This is a genomic window from Planctomonas deserti, assembly GCF_003067705.1.
GTDB classification, from domain to species: Bacteria; Actinomycetota; Actinomycetes; order Actinomycetales; family Microbacteriaceae; genus Planctomonas; species Planctomonas deserti.
In genome coordinates, this window is sequence record NZ_QANL01000003.1 from 446,821 (window position 1) to 464,568 (window position 17,748).

General features: G+C 70.1%; 11 protein-coding genes. 10 read left to right on the plus strand and 1 reads right to left on the minus strand.

Annotated features, from left to right (window positions below; translation table 11 throughout):
- The first annotated feature begins 26 nt into the window (after positions 1–26).
- The 4 genes from DAI20_RS12925 (at position 27) to DAI20_RS12940 (ending at position 6,751) form a co-directional block, all read left to right on the plus strand.
- Positions 27–272: a hypothetical protein gene (locus DAI20_RS12925; RefSeq protein ID WP_108251434.1), complete on the plus strand. Its 246-nt coding sequence runs from the start codon at positions 27–29 to the stop codon at positions 270–272.
- Positions 273–879: 607 nt separating this feature from the next.
- Positions 880–2,940, plus strand: coding sequence for an acyltransferase family protein (locus DAI20_RS12930; protein ID WP_108251437.1), 2,061 nt, complete (start codon positions 880–882; stop codon positions 2,938–2,940).
- A 71-nt stretch (positions 2,941–3,011) separates the two neighbouring features.
- The gene (locus tag DAI20_RS12935; RefSeq protein ID WP_108251439.1) at positions 3,012–5,489 is read left to right on the plus strand and encodes a glycosyl hydrolase family 95 catalytic domain-containing protein; all 2,478 of its coding nucleotides are present in this window, start codon (positions 3,012–3,014) and stop codon (positions 5,487–5,489) included.
- A 203-nt stretch (positions 5,490–5,692) separates the two neighbouring features.
- The gene (locus DAI20_RS12940) at positions 5,693–6,751 is read left to right on the plus strand and encodes a LacI family DNA-binding transcriptional regulator (protein WP_159085038.1); all 1,059 of its coding nucleotides are present in this window, start codon (positions 5,693–5,695) and stop codon (positions 6,749–6,751) included.
- Between the two features lie 11 nt (positions 6,752–6,762).
- Here DAI20_RS12940 and DAI20_RS12945 read toward each other — a convergent pair whose 3' ends face one another.
- Complete coding sequence (locus DAI20_RS12945) at positions 6,763–7,764, minus strand: LacI family DNA-binding transcriptional regulator (RefSeq protein ID WP_108251443.1); 1,002 nt, start codon at positions 7,762–7,764, stop codon at positions 6,763–6,765.
- A gap of 314 nt (positions 7,765–8,078) precedes the next feature.
- Here DAI20_RS12945 and DAI20_RS12950 point away from each other — a divergent pair, with 314 nt between their 5' ends.
- From DAI20_RS12950 to DAI20_RS12975, 6 genes are all read left to right on the plus strand, one after another.
- Positions 8,079–9,338: an ABC transporter substrate-binding protein gene (locus DAI20_RS12950; protein WP_108251445.1), complete on the plus strand. Its 1,260-nt coding sequence runs from the start codon at positions 8,079–8,081 to the stop codon at positions 9,336–9,338.
- A gap of 66 nt (positions 9,339–9,404) precedes the next feature.
- On the plus strand, positions 9,405–10,382 hold the full coding sequence (locus tag DAI20_RS12955; protein WP_108251447.1) for a carbohydrate ABC transporter permease: 978 nt from the start codon (positions 9,405–9,407) through the stop codon (positions 10,380–10,382).
- Entirely contained in the window at positions 10,382–11,287 is a 906-nt protein-coding gene (locus tag DAI20_RS12960) for a carbohydrate ABC transporter permease (RefSeq protein WP_108251449.1), read from the plus strand. The genes DAI20_RS12955 and DAI20_RS12960 overlap by 1 nt, the downstream gene beginning before the upstream one ends.
- Positions 11,287–13,650: a beta-glucosidase family protein gene (locus DAI20_RS12965; RefSeq protein WP_108251451.1), complete on the plus strand. Its 2,364-nt coding sequence runs from the start codon at positions 11,287–11,289 to the stop codon at positions 13,648–13,650. The genes DAI20_RS12960 and DAI20_RS12965 overlap by 1 nt, the downstream gene beginning before the upstream one ends.
- A 23-nt stretch (positions 13,651–13,673) precedes the next feature.
- Positions 13,674–15,893, plus strand: a complete 2,220-nt coding sequence (locus tag DAI20_RS12970; protein ID WP_205781443.1) for a hypothetical protein — start codon at positions 13,674–13,676, stop codon at positions 15,891–15,893.
- On the plus strand, positions 15,890–17,722 hold the full coding sequence (locus DAI20_RS12975; protein WP_108251453.1) for a beta-L-arabinofuranosidase domain-containing protein: 1,833 nt from the start codon (positions 15,890–15,892) through the stop codon (positions 17,720–17,722). Before DAI20_RS12970 ends, DAI20_RS12975 begins: the two co-directional genes overlap by 4 nt.
- Positions 17,723–17,748: the final 26 nt, after the last annotated feature.

A 17,748-nucleotide genomic window follows, 5' to 3' on the forward strand; every position in this document is an offset into this window, starting at 1 on the left:
TCCATCTCGAGGCCGCCGACACGGAGGTGAACCGCGCGCCGGACGTGTTGCTGATCGTCTCCTGCCTGGGCAGGGGTACGGGCATCGACGCGATTCAGCAGATCCCGGGCGACACGGACGTGGACCGCGCGCCGGACGTACTGCTGATCGTCTCCTGCCTGGGCAGGGGTACGGGCATCGACGCAATTCAGCGGATCCCGGGCGACACGCCGTTCCAGGGGCAGGACGCGCCGATGGTCGGCCCGATTCTGCTGAGTTGCGTCGGCAGGTGACCCGATTCTGCTGAGTTGCGTCGGCAGGTAACCCGATTCTGCTGAGTTGCGTCGCCAGGTGACCCGTATCTGCTGAGTTGCGTGGGTGGGTGACCCGATTCTGCTAAGTCGCGATGGCCCGGCAGCCGGATCTCTCCTGAATTGCGTTCCGGTCGCCGTACGGCCGGTAGCAATACAGGCTCCGCCCGTACACAACGCAGGTTTACGTGATTCGCCGGACGCGGCTCGTGCCGGGAACGGCCTATCGCCGCTGCCAGGGAGCCTGCGTTCGGAAACGCGTGGCCTGTGTTGCGCACCCCACCCGAGCGAGACGCTCGCGCGCTGACCGGGGCGAGGGGAGCGCGGACGCGCGGAGGAGATTCCGCACACCCCTTTTCGGCACCCGCCGGAGTGTCAATCGGTGCTGTGCGGGGGCGTGCATAGGATCGACGCGGGGGCATTCGAGGGCTGGTGGGGCCTGTCGAGCCGAGTTTTCCGCTCGGTCGGTCCTCGAGGATCCACGCCGGCTTGCCGCATCCTCCAGGTCGAACACCTGCGTGGAGGCGGCACACCTCGACAGGAGCGACCGATTTCTGACGCATCACGCCCGAGCACCGGACGCCCGCCCATGCGTGCGGAGATCCAGGCACTCCGGGCGTTCGCCGTGCTTGCGGTCGTGCTCTACCACCTTTGGCCCGGCCGTCTTCCCGGCGGCTACGTCGGGGTGGACGTGTTCTTCGCGATCAGCGGCTTCCTGATCATCGGTCACCTGCTCCGGGACATCGAGCGCAACGGCCGGGTCTCGTTGACCCGGTTCTGGGCCAAGCGGGCCAGGCGGCTGCTTCCGGCCAGCCTTGTCGTCCTCGTGGTCACCGGCGTGGCCACCGTCCTCTGGGTTCCCACCACGCTGTGGCAGCAGTGGTTCAAGGAGATCGCCGCTTCCGCCGTGTACGTGCAGAACTGGGTGCTGTCCCTCGACGCGGTCGACTATCTCGGTGCGGAGAACGATCCGTCCGCCGTGCAGCACTTCTGGTCCCTCTCGGTCGAGGAGCAGTTCTACATCCTCTGGCCGATCGTGATCGTGCTCCTGCTTGCGCTCAGCCGGCGGTACCCCGCCGTTCCCGCGCGGCGGTCGATCGCGGTGGTGCTCGTCCTGCTCACCGCGGCCTCATTCGCCTCCTCGGTCGCCGGCGTCGCGAACGATCCCGCGGCGGCCTACTTCGTCACCCAGAGCCGGGCCTGGGAGTTCGGCGCCGGCGGCATCCTCGCGCTCGTGGCGTCGGCGGAGCGCGTGGACAGGCCCGCCGTCAGGGCGGTCGTCAGCTGGCTCGGCATCGCCGCACTCGCCGTCACCGTGCTCGCGTTCACCGCCGAGACGCCGTTCCCCGGCTGGGCCGCGTTGCTGCCCGTGCTGGGTGCTCTGGCTGTCATCTGGGCCGGAACGCCGCGCATCGCATGGGGTCCGAGCGCCCTGATGCGCCTGCGTCCCGTGCAGTGGGTGGGTGACGTCTCGTACTCGCTCTACCTGTGGCACTGGCCGCTGCTCGTCATCGCTCCCTATGCGCTCGGACACGACCTCGGACTCCGCAGCTCCCTCCTGATCCTCGCGGCCAGCTTCCTGCTGGCGTGGGTGACGAAGGTGCTGGTGGAGGATCCCGTGCGCAACGCGAGGGTGCTGACCGCCCGTCCGGCGCGGGTGACGCTGACCGCGACCGTGACCGCGACGCTGATGGTCGTCGGTGTCACCGGAACGGGATACGTGCGCACCGGCCAGGACATCGCCGCCGCCGCCGTCGCCGCCGAGCAGCAGCTCGAGCAGGACCGGGCGTGCGCGGGTGCCATGGCCGTCGTCTCCGGCTGCGCCGACCCGCACGCGCCCAACGGGCTCACCAATCCGATGGTGGCCGCCGGCGACATCGGCAGGGGCGTGCAGATGACGGACGAGTGCAAGCAGACGCTCGAGGAGGCCGCCATCCTCAGCTGCACCGTCGGTGACACCACAGAGCCGTCCCGGACGATCGCGCTCATCGGCGACTCCCACGCAGGGGCCTTCCTCGAAGCGCTCGACCTCTACGGCCGGGACAACGGGGTCAAGATCCTCACCTACGTCAAGACGTGGTGCGCGGGAACCGGGGCGAGCGGGGTCGGCCCCCGGGATTACGGCACCGCGGCGGGCAACGAGAGCTGCGCCCGCTGGGGCAATGCCGTGCTGGACACCGTCGCGGCGGATCCCGCGATCGAGGCCGCCGTCTTCACCAACTTCACCCAGGGCTACTCCGCACCGGCGAGCAACGGCTTCGGCCGACCGGTGACCCCGGCCGACTTCGAGCAGGCGTGGGCCCGGCTCGACGCGGCCGGCAAGAAGGTGATCGCGCTCCGCGACGTGCCGAACGCGGGAAACGTCAACGTTCCGGACTGCATCGCGCAGCATCTCGACGAGGACGACCCGTGCGCCACCCCGCTCGCCGGAGCGGGCCTCCCGCGGGCGGCGGACCCCGTGCTGCTCGCCGCGGCGGCCTCCGGCACGGTGACCGCCATCGACATCGACGACGTGTTCTGCGACGACCAGGAGTGCCACACCCTCATCGGCGGGCTCGTCGCCTACTTCGACACCCACCACATGACGGCCACCTTCGCGCGGACGCTCGCGCCCGTCGTGGGAGAACGCATCCTGCAGGCGATGGGGTAGCTCGTCTTCCGGGGACGACCGACCGAGCGTCTACGATCCATGACGAGCACCCGAGGAAGGGCCACCGCATCATGAGTTCGACACCCGCCGGCACGAGCCGAGCAACCGTCCCCGAGAAGGTGGCCGGGCATTCCTCCGAGGACTTCCTCGGTCCGTTCGAGACCGACTCCCCGTCGCCCACCTGGGAGGACGGCGCGATCACCGGGAGCGGACGCGTCGGCGCGCTGGTCTTCGGCCCCGCCGGCGTGCAGACGGTCTCCCTCTCGCACGAGCTCTTCTTCCTGCCGGCGAATCCCACGCCGCCCGCCCCGCTGATCGCGCCGGAGCTGCAGGAGATCCGCCGCGCCGTCCTCGACGGCGACGGATCTCGCGCCGGCGACCTCATGATGCGGGGCGCCGCGGCGTCCGGGTACGGCGACGGCCTCATCTGGACGAACCCGCTCGGCATCTGCGCGACGCTCGTCGTGCGGACGGAGGCCGGTGACGACGCGCCCGTTCGCCGGAGCATCGACCTGGAGCACGGAGAGATAGCGGTCGAGTGGGAGCACCCCGAGGGCGGCAGGGTGCGGCTCCGCGCCGTCGCCCCCCGGGATGGGGAGACCGTGTGCCTGGCACTGGAGTCGGAGCGGGCGATCACCGCAACGGTCGACCTCGGCCTCTCGCACGAGGCCGCGGCCAGCGCCGTGACCGGCGCCCCCGACTACTCCGGCGTCGTGCAGAGCTCGCTCGTGCCCGGCGCGGTGGGTCGCGTCGTGGCGTCGGCCGGCGGCGAGGACGCGGCCATCTCCGCGACGACGGACGTCGAGAGCGGGGGAGAGTGGACGCTGCACGAGTCCGGTGCACATCTCACGACGGTCGTGCAGGTGCCGGCGGGCGGGCGGGCCCTGGTCACCGCGACGGTGGCCGTGGCGTCCCGGTCGGCGACCACTGCAACCCCGACCCCCACCACGAGTGCGAACGCGGCGGGCGCGCCGGCCACGGCGACCGGGGCGGACTGGGAGGACCTTCGCGCCGGCCAGGCGGCGTCCCACGGCGAGCTCCTCCGTCGCTCCGTGCTCACCCTCGGCGCGGATCGGTCCTCGATGACGACGGACGAGATCTGGCGTGGCGCCCGCCGCGGAGACGCCGCACTGCGGCGCAGGGTCGCGGAGATCGCCTACCTCTCGGGACGCGCGAACGCCATCAGCTCGACCGGGCTGCTTCCGCCCACCCTTCAGGGCGTGTGGCAGGGCACCTGGACGCCCGCCTGGTCCGCCGACTACACGATGAACGGGAACGTGCAGAACGGCGGCATGGCCGGCCTCATCCCCACCGGCACCCCCGAGCTGGCCCGATCGCTGCTCCGGCTCGTGCTGCCTCACCTGGAGGACTACCGAGCCAACGCCCGGAACATCTTCGGCGCGGAGGGCATGCTGCTGCCCGCGCGGATGTCGGACAGCGGGAGCGCGAACCACTTCGTGCCGTCCTACCCGCACATCTTCTGGGTGGGCTGCGGGGGATGGGTGCTGCGCTTCGCCGCCGATCTGGTGTCCACGACCGGCGATCGCACCATCGTGGACGACGAACTGTGGGCGCTCGTGACCGGGGTGCTCGAGTTCGCCGAGACCGCAACGGTCGTGAGCGACGGCGTACGGCACCTGGTGCCCGGGTACTCGCCCGAGAACGCGCCGATTCCTGACGGGTCGCCGATCACGAGCGACCCGACCATGGACGTCGCCATCCTGCGCGACGCGGCGAGGTGCGCCCGCCTGCTGGCGGACGCGCGAGGCGATCACGGGCTGGACGATCGATGGGACCGGGTCGTCGCCGGCCTTCCGCCGTACCGCGTCGCGTCCGACGGGAGCCTGGCCGAGTGGATCGATGAGGCCTGGCCCGAGAACCACGCGCACCGCCACGCCTCGCAGCTGTATCCGCTCTGGTACGAGCCGGACCCCGCGTTCCTCGGCGACACGGAGGCCGCGCGCTCCCTCCGGCAGGCTGCGGCGACGACCATCGCCCGGAAGATCGCCTGGCGGGCCGAGGACCCGACGGCACCCCCCGGCCGCATGGAGATGGCCTTCGGTCTCGTGCAGCTCGGGCTCGCCGCGGCGGCGCTCGGCGACGCGGAGTCGGCCCTCACCTGCGCAGAGTGGCTCGCCGTCAAGCACTGGCGCCCCGCCCTCACCACGACCCACGACGCAGGCCGGATCTTCAACCTCGATGCGAGCGGCGGCTTCCCCGCGCTCGTGGCGGCGATGCTCGTCGCCTCCGACCTGCAGTCCGTCACCCTGTTCCCCGCACTGCCCGACGCCTGGGGTGCGAGGGGCTCCATCACCGGACTCGCCGCGCGAGGCGGGATCGTCGTCGACCGCCTGTCGTGGGACGAGGACGGCGCCGTGGCCCTGCTACGCAGGCGCCCGGATGCCGGCTGGCTGCGCCCAGAGAAGCTCGTGCGCCTCCGGGCACGGTCCTCCTTCCGGTTCACCGGGGGGTCCGAGGAGGAGACGCTCCTCGAGGTCGGTGCGGAACCGGTGGTCGTTCACCTGGTCCGCCGACCGGACGCGGACTGACCGGACAGGTCTCGCGCGGACACGGGGAAGCACTCCGAGGCGTCGCATGGAAGCCCGCGACGTTTGCGCAAGCTGCGATCCCGTCCGTGGCGCCCGTCCGGTCCGCGACCGTGAGCTCCGCCGGTGACACGGGCATCAGCGGCGTCGAAAGGGCGAGCGAGCGGAGAAGCCTTGCGCAAGTGGCGGTGCGTTACGGTGGTCGAGTGAAGAGCGCAGGTGCCCCGGGCAAGCCCACCATGGCCCGCATCGCCGAGCGTGCCGCGACGAGCGTGCCGACCGTGTCGAAGGTGTTGAACGGCGGCACGGACGTCTCGGAGGCGACGAGGGCCCGCGTCATGCAGGCGGCCTACGAGCTCGGCTACCGCCGCCGGCCGAGGATGCAGTCCGCGGTCGAGGATCCGCACGCCGCAAGCATCGTCGACGTCGTGCTCGGTCACATCGGCGGCAGCTGGATGGGTCCGGTCCTCGGCGGCATCGAGGAGGAGGCGTCCGTCGCAGGCGTCGACCTGGTGCTCACCGTCGCCCGACAGGACGGTGGCTGGGTCAGCCGGCTCCTTCGGCGACCGACCCTGGGTGTCATCGTCGTCCTGGTCGAGGCGACCGCGGCGCAACTGCATCTGCTGACGAGCGCCGGCATCCCGGTCGTGGTCGTCGACCCGACCACCCGTCCTCCGGCGGACGTCTCCAGCGTCGGAGCGACCAACTGGGACGGTGGCCGGATGGCGGCGGAGCACCTGCTGGCTGCGGGGCACACGAGGATCGGGATCGTGGGCGGCGCCCGGACGCACCTCTACAACAACGCGCGCACCGACGGCTTCCTGACCGCCCTGCGCGGCGCGGGGCTCGACGTGCCGCGCAACCGGATGGCCTTCTGCGACTGGGACAGGGATCGAGCCAAGGCTGCGACGACGGCGATGCTGACGGACGGCACCGAGCGGCCGACCGCCTTCTTCGCGTGCTCCGACTTCATGGCCATGGGCGTCTACGAGGCCGTGAGCAACGCCGGACTGCGGATCCCCGAGGACGTCAGCGTCGTCGGCTTCGACGACGTGCAGGAGTCGGCCTGGGCGACGCCGCCCCTCACCACGGTCCAGCAGCCCATGGCGGCGATGGGCGGGGCCGCCTTCCGGATGCTGCATCAGGCGCGTCGGAACACCCGTCCCGTGTCGTCGAGCGCGACGCGGGTGGACCTCGAGACGCGCCTGATCCGCCGCGACTCCGTCGCACCTCCGCCCCAGGGCCGCAGGGGATCCTCCGGCTGATCAGTCCCGGGTCAGACCGACTCCCGCCGGACCAGCGTCGTCGGCAGGATGGGCTGCCGGTCCACGTCGCGTCCCTGCACGACCGCGACGACCGTCTCGGCGGCCACTCGGCCCATGTCCTCCAGCGGCTGCCGGATCGTGGTCAGCGAAGGGTCGGAGGTCGTCGCGATGACGACGTCGTCGAAGCCGATGACGGAGACGTCCGACGGGACCCGGCGACCTGAGGCCTGCAGCACCCGGATCGCTCCGTTCGCCATCAGGTCGGACGAGGCGAAGACCCCGTCGATGTCGCCGTGCCCCTGCAGGAGCTGCGCCATCGCGACGGAGCCGCTCTCGAGCGTGAACTCGCCGTACGCGGTGGGCCCGCGGTCGACGCCGAGTTCCGCGAGCTCGTCACGCCAGCCCCGGATCCTGTCCCGGGCCGGCTCCATGTCGTGGGGACCGGCGATGATGGCGAGCCGGCGTCGGCCCGCCTCGACCAGGGCGCGAGCGGCAAGCCGCCCACCGGCATAGTTGTCCGAGTCCACGACGATCGCGTGCGGGGCGAGCTCGATCCGCGGCCGCCCCACCCAGGCGATCGGCACGGGGGAGTCGACGAGCGCCTGGGCGAGGTGCGTGATCTCGTGCTGGAGGATGATGATCGCGCCGTCCACCGCGCGGGAACGCAGGAACCGCGGAATGCGATCGCTGTCGTCCTGATCCGCCGGGAGCAGGACGGGCTGTACCTCGCCGTCGTACAGGCCCTTCGCTGCGCCCTTGAGTACCGAGGTGAAGAACGTCCCGCCCAGGCTGTCCAGTTCGTTGAACGCGACGATGAGCGCGATCGCTCCCGCGCGGCCCCCACGCAGCATTCGCGCCGCGCTGTTGGCCTCGTATCCCAGCTGCTTGGCGGCGACCTCGACTGCGGCAGACATCCGCACGTCGACTCTCGATCCGCCCGCGAGCACGCGTGCTGCCGTGGCGCGGGAGACGCCCGCCGCGCGTGCGACATCGACGAGCGTGGGTCGGGTCATTGTGCATCCTTCTCGAGAGCGCCGAGGGGAGCGCCGGCCTCGGCCCCGGCGGGACGGACGGGCGGCGGTCGACCACCCCATTGTCGCGAGACAAGGAGCGGTTCGGGGAACGGAACAGCGTTGTTGCGAAACTTTTGACGATCCTAGCCGAGAGTGCGGTCATCTCGCGATAAGAACGTTTCGCCGCGTCCTCTTGTGTTTCGCGGGAACTGCAGGCTACCTTTGCGCCAGAGATCGTTCTCTGGGGCGCGTCCCCGATCATCGAGAACACCCCGGCGAGTCCCCAAAGAAGAGGAATTTTCGTGAAAAAAAGCGTGACGGCCGTAACCGCCGCAGCAGCAGCAATCGCCCTCGCCCTGACCGGATGCTCATCCGGCGGCGGCGCATCGAGTGACGACCCGAACGCCGAGGTCGCCTTCTGGTCCTTCACCGGGATCAACGCGAAGGACGGCGTCAAGGAGTACCTCGAGAAGCAGCCCGACGCGAAGGTCAAGCTCACCGAGGTCGGCAGCACCACCGAGACCGCGACGGCCCTGACCGCCGCCCTCGCGGGCGGCAAGGTGCCGGACCTCGTCATGATCCAGAACGACGACCTGCCGCAGTTCGTGGCGAACAGCTCGAACTTCGTCGACCTCCGCACCCTCGGCGGTGACGACGTCGCCGACGGCTACCTGCCCTGGGCAGCGTCCGCCGCAACCGCGGAAGACGGCTCGGTCGTCGGCATCCCGACGGACGTCGGCGGACTCGGCTTCGCCTACCGCGCCGACCTGTTCGAGCAGGCCGGTCTGCCCACCGAGCCCGACGAGGTGGCCGCGATGTGGAGCGACTGGGACGCCTTCATCGAGATGGGCAAGAAGTACACCGCCGCCACGGGCAAGCCCTTCGTCGACAACATCGAGACCAGCGTGTTCTTCTCCACCGTCAACCAGGTCAGCGAGAAGTACTACTCGCCGGACGGTGAGCTCGTGTACGACAAGAACCCGCAGGTGAAGGACGCCTTCCAGGTCGCCGTCGACACCAAGGACGCCGGCATCAGCGCCGGCATCGCCGCCTGGTCCTCCGGCTGGGCCCCGGGCCGCGCCAACGGCGCCTTCGCGGTGACCGTCGCCCCGTCGTGGATCCTCTCCGGCATCAAGACCGACGCCCCCGACACGGCCGGCAACTGGCGCGTCACCACGGTGCCCGGGGTGGGCGGCAACTGGGGCGGCAGCGTCATCGCCATCCCGGCGCGCGCCAAGAACCCCGAGGCCGCCTGGCAGTACATCGAGACGATGATGTCGGCCGAGGGCCAGGAGGACCACTTCAAGAAGTCGGGCACCTTCCCGGCGGCGTCCGAGGCCGTGGCGAGCGAGGCCGTCCGCGCCTACACCGACCCGTTCTTCGGCGACTCGAAGATCGGCGAGGTCATGGCCACGTCGGTCGAGAAGTTCCCGTCGTTCTACAACGGGCCCGACACGACGCCGATCAACGGCGCCCTGCTGAACACCCTCGTCGAGCTCGAGGCGGGCAACGTCACCTCCGACAAGGCATGGACGACCGGTCTGGAGAAGGCCAAGGAGGCCATCGGCGACTGATCGCTCCACCCACCCCGGTGGCCCGGCGCGGACCGCGCCGGGCCACCCCACCGACGGAGGTACCCCATGTCAACGGCGACAGCCACCCGCCCCCGCAGTTCGGGCAAAGCCCGTAAAGCACCCAAAGCACCGATCCAGAAGGCCAGGCGGATCCAGAACTCGCTCGCCGAGCGGATCGCCCCCTACGCGTACGTCGCGCCCTTCTTCATCATCTTCATCGTCTTCGGACTCTTCCCCCTGCTCTTCACGTTCTACGTCTCGCTGTTCGACTGGAACCCCATCGGTGAGCAAACCTTCGTCGGCCTCAAGAACTTCGAGTCGCTGTTCGCCGACGGCCGGTTCTGGAATGCGCTGCTCAACACCTTCGCGATCTTCCTCATCTCGACGATTCCACAGCTGCTCCTGGCTCTCTTCCTCGCGCACCTGCTGAACCACGCGCGACTGCGGTGGGCGAACTTCTTCCGCATGGCGCTTCTGGTGCCCTACATCACCTCCGTCGCCGCGACCGCGATCGTGTTCGCGCAGATCTTCGACAAGAACTTCGGTCTCATCAACTGGGTCCTCGGCCTGTTCGGGCTGCCGTCGATCAACTTCCTGGCGACGAACTACGGCTCCTGGATCCTGATCTCCGCCATGGTCATGTGGCGCTGGTTCGGGTACAACACGCTGCTCTACCTGGCCGGCCTGCAGGCGCTGCCGCGCGAGATGTTCGAGGCGGCCTCCGTCGACGGCGCATCCAGCTGGCAGCAGTTCCGCCACCTCACGATCCCCGCCCTGCGCCCGATCATCATCTTCACCGTGATCATGTCCACCATCGGCGGCCTGCAGATCTTCACTGAGCCGCTGCTCGCGTCGCCCGAGTCGGGACTCACCTGTGGGGCCGGCCGCCAGTGCCAGACGCTCGCCCTCTTCCTCTACGAGCAGGGCTTCGGTCAGTTCAAGTTCGGCTACGGCTCCGCGATCGGCGTCGTGCTGTTCGTGATCGTCGTCGTGGTGTCGCTCCTCAACTTCTACCTCTCCACCCGCACGAGAAAGGCCCGCTGATGTCCGATGTGATCGACCAGGCCGTCCCGCAGGCCGTCGCGGCTCCCGTTGCGACGCGCTCCGCGCTCCCCAGGCGCCGCGGTAAGGGCGGGGGAGTCGGCTGGCGCGTCTACGTCCTCCTCGGCATCGCCGTGCTCGTGTCGGTGTTCCCGCTCTACTACATGCTCGTCGTCGCGTCGGTCGGAGCCACGGCCGTGACGTCGATTCCGCCGCGCCTGTACCCGGGCGGCAACTTCTTCACCGTCGCGGCGAAGGTGTTCGAGACCGTTCCGTTCGTCGCCTCGCTGATCAACAGCGCGTTCGTGTCGCTGTCGGTGGCCGTGCTCTCGGCCATCCTCTGCGCCATGGCGGGCTTCGCGTTCGCCAAGCTGCACTTCCCGGGCCGGAACCTGCTGTTCCTCATCGTGCTCCTGACGATGACGGTGCCGGCGCAGCTGAGCGTGATCCCGCAGTACCTCATCGTGTCGGGGCTCGGCTGGGTGGACACGCTGCAGGCGATCATCGTGCCGGGCCTCGCGAGCGCCTTCGGCATCTTCTGGATGCGCCAGCACATGGCGACGACCGTGAGCGACGAGCTCATCCAGGCCGCGCGCATCGACGGCGCGAACTCCTGGCAGCTGTTCTGGGGCATCGCCTTCCCCGTGGTGCGCCCGGCAGCGTTCGTCCTCGGCCTCATCACGTTCACGTCCGTCTGGAACGACTTCATGTGGCCGTTCATCGTGCTGAAGTCGCCCGAGCTGTTCACGGTGCAGATCGCGCTGAAGCAGTTGCAGGCCAACCGCTCCATCGACGTCGCGCTCGCGATGGGCGGGTCGTTCATGGCCACCCTGCCGCTGCTGATCGTGTTCTTCTTCGTCGGTCGACGCATGGTCTCCGGAATCATGGACGGGGCGTTCAAGGGCTGATGGAACAGGATCTCCGCACCAGCACCCTGATAGCCGCCGCACCGAGCGTGGCCGGCTCCACCACAACGCAGGCCGCCACGACGCAGGCCGTGCCCACCCCCGACCGGGACTGGCGCGACCCCTCGCTGTCCCCGGCCGAGCGGGCGCAGCTGCTCACCGCCGAGCTGACCCTCGAGGAGAAGGCGGCCCAGCTGGGATCGGTCTGGCTCACTGAGTCGGCCGACGACTTCGCGCCCAAGCTCGAGGGCGGGCCAGAGACACCCGTCGACCCGTTCGCCAACGGCCTCGGTCAGCTCACCCGCGTCTTCGGCACCGAGCCGGTCACCGTCGAGGAGGGGGTGCGCCGCCTGCGCGAGCTGCAGGAGCGCGTCGTCGCCTCGAACCGCCTCGGCATCCCGGCGATCGCGCACGAGGAGTGCCTCACAGGCCTCGCGGCCTACGGCGCGACGGCGTTCCCGACCCCGCTCGCCTGGGCGGCCACCTTCGACGAGGACCTCGTCGGCGAGATGGCGGAGGCGATCGGCTCCGACATGCGCGCCCTCGGCATCCACCAGGGGCTCGCCCCCGTCGTCGATGTCGTGAAGGACTACCGCTGGGGCCGCGTGGAGGAGACCATGGGGGAGGACCCCTACCTGGTCTCGCAGCTCGGGGTCGCCTACGTCGCGGGCCTCGAGCGCTCGGGCATCATCTCGACCCTCAAGCACTTCGCGGGATACGCGGCGTCGCGCGGGGCGCGCAACCACGCGCCGGTCAGCATGGGGCCGCGTGAGCTCGCCGACACGGTGCTGCCGCCCTTCGAGGCGGCGCTCCGCCACGGGGGCGCGCGCAGCGTCATGACGTCCTACACCGACGTCGACGGCGTGCCGAGCAGCTCCAACCGGCACCTGCTGACGACGATCCTCCGCGACCGGTGGGGGTTCGAGGGGACCGTCGTCGCCGACTACTGGGCCGTGCCGTTCCTCTCGGTCATGCACCATGTCGCGGCCGACACGGCGGACGCCGGCCGGCTCGCCCTGCGCGCGGGCCTCGACGTCGAGCTGCCGCAGACCGCGGCCTACGGCGAGCTGCCGCGCCTTATCCGTGCGGGGATCGTCGACGAGCGCGACCTCGATCGCTCCGTCGAGCGGCACCTCCGCCACAAGTTCGAGGCCGGACTGTTCGACGGCGCCCCGCTCGTCCCTGTCGACGCCGAGAAGGTCGATCTGGACAGCGACCGCAACCGGGCGATCTCATCGCGCATCGCGGAGGAGTCCGTCGTGCTGCTGCGCGACGACGGCGCTCTCGCCCTTCTGGCGGCCGGCAGCATCGCGGTCGTCGGCCCCGCGGCGGACCAGTTCCGCAGCCTCGTCGGGTGCTACGCCTTCCCGAACCACGTGCTCTCAAAGCACCCCGGGCACGACCTCGGCATCGCCATTCCGACCCTGCTCGACGCCATCCGCGACGAGTTCGGGGCGAAGCGCGTGCGGTTCGAGGCCGGCGGCGAGATCGCGACCGCCGACACCTCGGCCATTCCGGCCGCGGTCGAGGCCGCCCGGCAGAGCGACGTCGCCGTCGTGGTCGTCGGTGACGTCGCGGGCCTGTTCGGCGACGGCACCTCGGGGGAGGGCTGCGACGCGGCCGACCTCCGGCTGCCCGGCGCCCAGGATGCCCTCGTCACGGCGGTGCTCGAGACCGGAGTGCCCACCATCCTCGTCGTGCTGTCGGGCCGCCCGTACGCCCTCGGGGCATACGGAGACGCGCGGGGGATTGTGCAGGCGTTCTTTCCGGGTGCCGACGGCGCCGCCGCCGTCGCGGGCGTACTCTCCGGACGGGTCGCGCCCACCGGGCGTCTCCCCGTGCAGGTCCCGCGGCACCCCTACGCGTCGACCACGTACCTGCAACCGGCGCTCGGGCGCACCAACCCCGGCATCACGGCGCTGGACAACACGCCGCTGTTCCCCTTCGGCTTCGGTCTCACCCGGGGCGCGATCAGCTACGAGGCGATCACCGCGCCGACGACCCTCAGCACGACGGGTTCGCTCGAGGTTGCGGTGACCATCCGCAACGACGGGGTGTCGACCGTCGAGGTCGTCCAGCTCTACGCGTCCTTCCCGTCGTCCCCCGTGGTGCGCCCGACCGCGCAGCTGCTCGGCTACGCCCGCGTGCCCGTCGGGTCCGGCGAGTCGATCACGGTCCGGTTCCACGTCGAGGCCGCCCGGCTCGCCGCGACCGGTGAGGAGGGGGCACTCGCCGTGGATCCCGGCCCGCTGCGCCTCGTCGCGGGCCCCAGCGCCGCGGACTCCGCCGTGTCGACCGACGTCGACGTCGTCGGCGAGCGGCGACTGCTCACCGAGCGCGCGCTGCGCACCCCGTGGTCCGCATGACATCGCCGAACCGAGAGGATCTCATGGAGGAGACACGACCCGTGCGACTGGAGACCGGCGGCTACGTCCTGTCCTTCCCGGACGGAGGCGTCGAGGTGCGTAAGCAGGACAGGCTGCTCTACCTCACCAGGCGGCCCATGTTCGTAACCGTGAAGACCGCGTTCGCCGTCAGTGAGTTCCACGACGCCGCGTACGACGACATCGCCGCGGCAGGCGATGCGGTCGAGGCGCGGGGCACCATCGCGCTGCCCTCTGGCTCGGAGTTCGCCTTCACGGACGCCTACGAAGCCGTGGACGGGGGCTTTCGGGTGAGCCGCACCGTGGAGGTCCTCTCGGCGGGTGACGACCTCGGCTTCTCCACCACGATCTCCTTCGGCGTCACGGAGTCAGAGAACGTGCGGGACTACAACTGCTTCGCGCCGGGTTTCTGGTACCGGCAGAACGAGTTCGCGCCCGACTCCGCGATGGGGAAGGACCTCGACAACGAGTACTTCTGGGCCATGGAGACCCGCTACGCCCTGCCGCTGTTCGCCATGCAGAGCATCGCATCGGGGGAGACGGCCGCGCTGTCGCGCTGGGCCGCCGACGTGACGCTGCCGAACACGGAGATCGTGCGGTCGGAGAACCTCACGGACCCGGCGTGCACGGTCGGCGCCATCGGGATGAGCCGGCCGACCGGCAAGACGCTCAACTACATGTACTACGGCTACGGCATCCGCAAGGAGCTCGGTGCGGAGGCCGCGGGCCTGTCGATCGACTACGTGTACCCGGGTGCGGAGGGGCAGCTGCCCGTGCACAACCCGTATGCGGGCCTCGACTACAGCGAGAAGCCGAAGGCATTCCAGCGCCTGAACCATCCCGTGGCGGTCGGATTCACCCAGCGGTACGCGGTCGCCCTGACCCTCGACCGGTACGACGGGTTCCAGCCGATGATGCGGGACGTCTGGCGCCGCACCTACTCGCGGCTCCGCGACGCCCTGTTCGACGTCGACAACGAGCGGCACTTCCACAACGGCATCGCCATCCTCAATCGGTACACCCGACAGTACGGCGACGCGCTCGGTCTGCCCTTCGCCTGCCAGCTGCCCGACATGGATGTGTCGAGCGTCTCCTTCCAGTTCGGGTTCGTGGGGCAGCAGCCGGGCATCGGCTACCAGCTCCTCCGCTACGGCGACCGGGAGAACGATCCGGAGACCTTCGCCAAGGGCGTCGGGGTCATTGACTTCTGGGCACGGTCGGCCCTGACCGAGTCCGGGCTGCCGCGCATGTGCTACAACCCGACCCTCGGGGGATTCGAGCCGTACCCGCACTACATCCGGATGCTGGCCGACGGGGTGGAGGCGATCCTCGACGCGTACCTGGACCTGCGCGGGATCGGGGACGAGCGGGCCGACTGGTACGAGTTCTGCCGGCGGACGGCCGACTGGCTGGTAGGAGCCCAGAACGAGGACGGCAGCTTCTACCGGGCCTACCACGCCGACGGCTCGATCCGGATGGACTCGAAATCGAACACGCCGAGCGTGATCCGGTTCCTCGTGCAGTTCTTCCTCGTGACCGGCGACCCCCGCTACCGGGATGCCGCGGTCCGGGCCGGCGAGTGGTCGTTCGACAACAACTACCGCAACCTGGAGTACCGGGGCGGCACCTGCGACAACGCCGACATCCAGGACAAGGAGGCCGGCATCTACGCCCTGTTCGGATTCCTCGCCCTGTACGACCTGACGGGCGACGACCGATGGCTCGAGGGCGCGATCGGCGCCGCCGACTACACGGAGACCTGGACCTACGCCTGGTCCTTCCCGGTGCGCACCATCTGGCCGAAGCATCCGTTCAACCGGTACTCCATCAGCGGGCAGAGCATCATCACGATCGGCGGCGGCGCCGACGTCTACATGGCGGCCTGCTCCTACACCTACTACCGGCTGTACCTGATCACCGGCGACGGGCACTACCTGGACTTCGCGGAGTTCCTGCACAACAACACCCGGCAGTCCACGGACGTCGACGGCAGCATCGGCTACGCCATGCCCGGTCTCGGCCACGAGAGCGGCAACTTCGCGAGCCAGACGCTGCAGAGCCATTACCACTGGCTGCCCTGGTGCACGTTCGTGGAGGTGGACCCCGCGTCGCGGCTCTACGACACCTTCGGCGTCTACGAGATCGCGGACGCGCAACGTCTGCCTCCGGACGAGCGGGAGAAGCGCAACCGCATCTACGACTCCTTCGGGTTGGGGGTCGCATGACGCTGTCCCCGCTCGAGCTCGGTACGGTCCGCCTCGACCCTGGTGTCTTCGATGATCGCCGTCGTCTGAACCGCGCCTACCTCGCCTCGCTGCAGGATGACGCCCTGCTGCAGAACTTCCTCCTCGAAGCCGGAATCGGTGACCAGAGCTGGCACCTGCAGCCGTCGCAGGACTCCGTCGCATCGCGGGGACTCGAGCGCCACTGGGGTTGGGAGACGCCGGGCGCGCTCCTGCGCGGGCACTTCCTCGGGCACTGGCTCTCGGGTGCCGCCCGCGAGGTCGCGGCCACGGGCGACGCCCTGCTCCGCGCCCGGATCGGCACCGTGCTCGACGGGCTCGAGCGGTGCCAGCTCGAGAACGGGAACGGCTGGATCTGGGCGATCCCGCCGACCTTCCTGCGCCGACTCGCCGAGGGGCTTCCGGTCTGGGCTCCGCAGTACGCCATGCACAAGACGCTCATGGGCCTGGTCGACGTGCATCGTGACCTCGTCGACGAGCGGGCGCTGCAGCTCGCCCGAGCCGCGACCGCTCCGATCCTCGACTGGGTGCGCGGCTTCGACGACGACTCCTTCCAGAAGATCCTCGAGGTCGAGACCGGTGGGATGCTCGAGGTCTGGGCCGACCTGCTCGCCGCGACGGGCGACCCGGTCTACTCGGAACTGCTCGACCGCTACTACCGGCGCTCCCTGTTCGACGGGCTGCTCGCGGGCCGTGACGTGCTCACCAACATGCACGCGAACACCACGATCCCCGAGATTCTGGGGGCGGCACGGGCCTACGAGGTCACCGGCGAGGACCGGTGGCGCACGCTGGTCGAGGCCTACTGGAAGCAGGCGGTCACGGATCGCGGCACCTTCTGCACCGGGGGACAGACTTCGGGCGAGATATGGACCCCGCCGTTCGAGTTCGCCGCCCGCAGGGGCGAGAAGACCCAGGAGCACTGCACCGTCTACAACATGATCCGGCTCGCCGACGTGCTGCTGCGGTGGACCGGGGACCTCTCTTACGCCGACTACATCGAGCGGAACCTGTACAACGGCATACTCGCTCAGCAGAACCCGCGCACCGGGATGGTCGCCTACTTCCTGCCGCTCGAGGGCGGCGCGCGCAAGCACTGGGGCTCCCCGACCGAGGACTTCTGGTGCTGCCACGGCACCCTCGTGCAGGCGCACGCCCGCCACTCCGGCCTCGTGTTCTACTCCGGCGACGACGAGCTCGTCGTGGCGCAGTACATCGACGCCCGGGCGAGCATCGCGACGCCAACGGGGGAGGTGCTGGCCAGGGTCGAGGTGCTCGACAACGCGGGCTACGTCGGCCCGGACTCGAACGCCGGCGACGCGGGCGACCCGCATCGGCCGTCCGCCCTGAGACTGCGCATCGAGATCACCTCCGCCGATGGCGTCGCCCACCGCGTGCGCGTCCGCATCCCCGAGTGGGCGTCCGCGGAGCCGGCGCTGGCCGGGGACCAGCGGGTGGAGCGCGTCGACGGTGCCCTCGTCATCGCGCACCCGGGCGGCCGGACGAGCGTGGACATCGCGTTCCCGTTCGTCCTCACCGCGGTGCCGATCCCGGACGAGCCGGCCACCGTCGCGTTCGTGGAGGGGCCCATCGTGCTCGCGGGGCTCGTGGACCGCGAGGTGAGCCTCCGCGGCGACCTGTCCGACGCGCCGGCACTCCTCGCCCCGGACAACGAGCGCCAGTGGACCCAGTGGCTGCCCGGCTACCGCACCGTCGGACAGCCGACGTCGATCCGGTTCCGCCCGCTGTACGACATCCGGGACGAGCCGTTCTCGCTCTACTTCCCCGTCGCCGGCGCGGTGGGCGAGTGATCGTCGGCGGGGTGGAGACGAGCACG

Bases quoted from the DNA above. Each gene is read 5' to 3' on its own strand.
- DAI20_RS12935 (WP_108251439.1), top strand. From the start codon at position 3,012: ATGAGTTCGACACCCGCCGGCACGAGCCGAGCAACCGTCCCCGAGAAG.
- DAI20_RS12970 (WP_205781443.1), top strand. From the start codon at position 13,674: ATGGAGGAGACACGACCCGTGCGACTGGAGACCGGCGGCTACGTCCTG.
- DAI20_RS12945 (WP_108251443.1), bottom strand. From the start codon at position 7,764: ATGACCCGACCCACGCTCGTCGATGTCGCACGCGCGGCGGGCGTCTCC.
- DAI20_RS12965 (WP_108251451.1), top strand. From the start codon at position 11,287: ATGGAACAGGATCTCCGCACCAGCACCCTGATAGCCGCCGCACCGAGC.
- DAI20_RS12955 (WP_108251447.1), top strand. From the start codon at position 9,405: ATGTCAACGGCGACAGCCACCCGCCCCCGCAGTTCGGGCAAAGCCCGT.
- DAI20_RS12960 (WP_108251449.1), top strand. From the start codon at position 10,382: ATGTCCGATGTGATCGACCAGGCCGTCCCGCAGGCCGTCGCGGCTCCC.
- DAI20_RS12975 (WP_108251453.1), top strand. From the start codon at position 15,890: ATGACGCTGTCCCCGCTCGAGCTCGGTACGGTCCGCCTCGACCCTGGT.
- DAI20_RS12930 (WP_108251437.1), top strand. From the start codon at position 880: ATGCGTGCGGAGATCCAGGCACTCCGGGCGTTCGCCGTGCTTGCGGTC.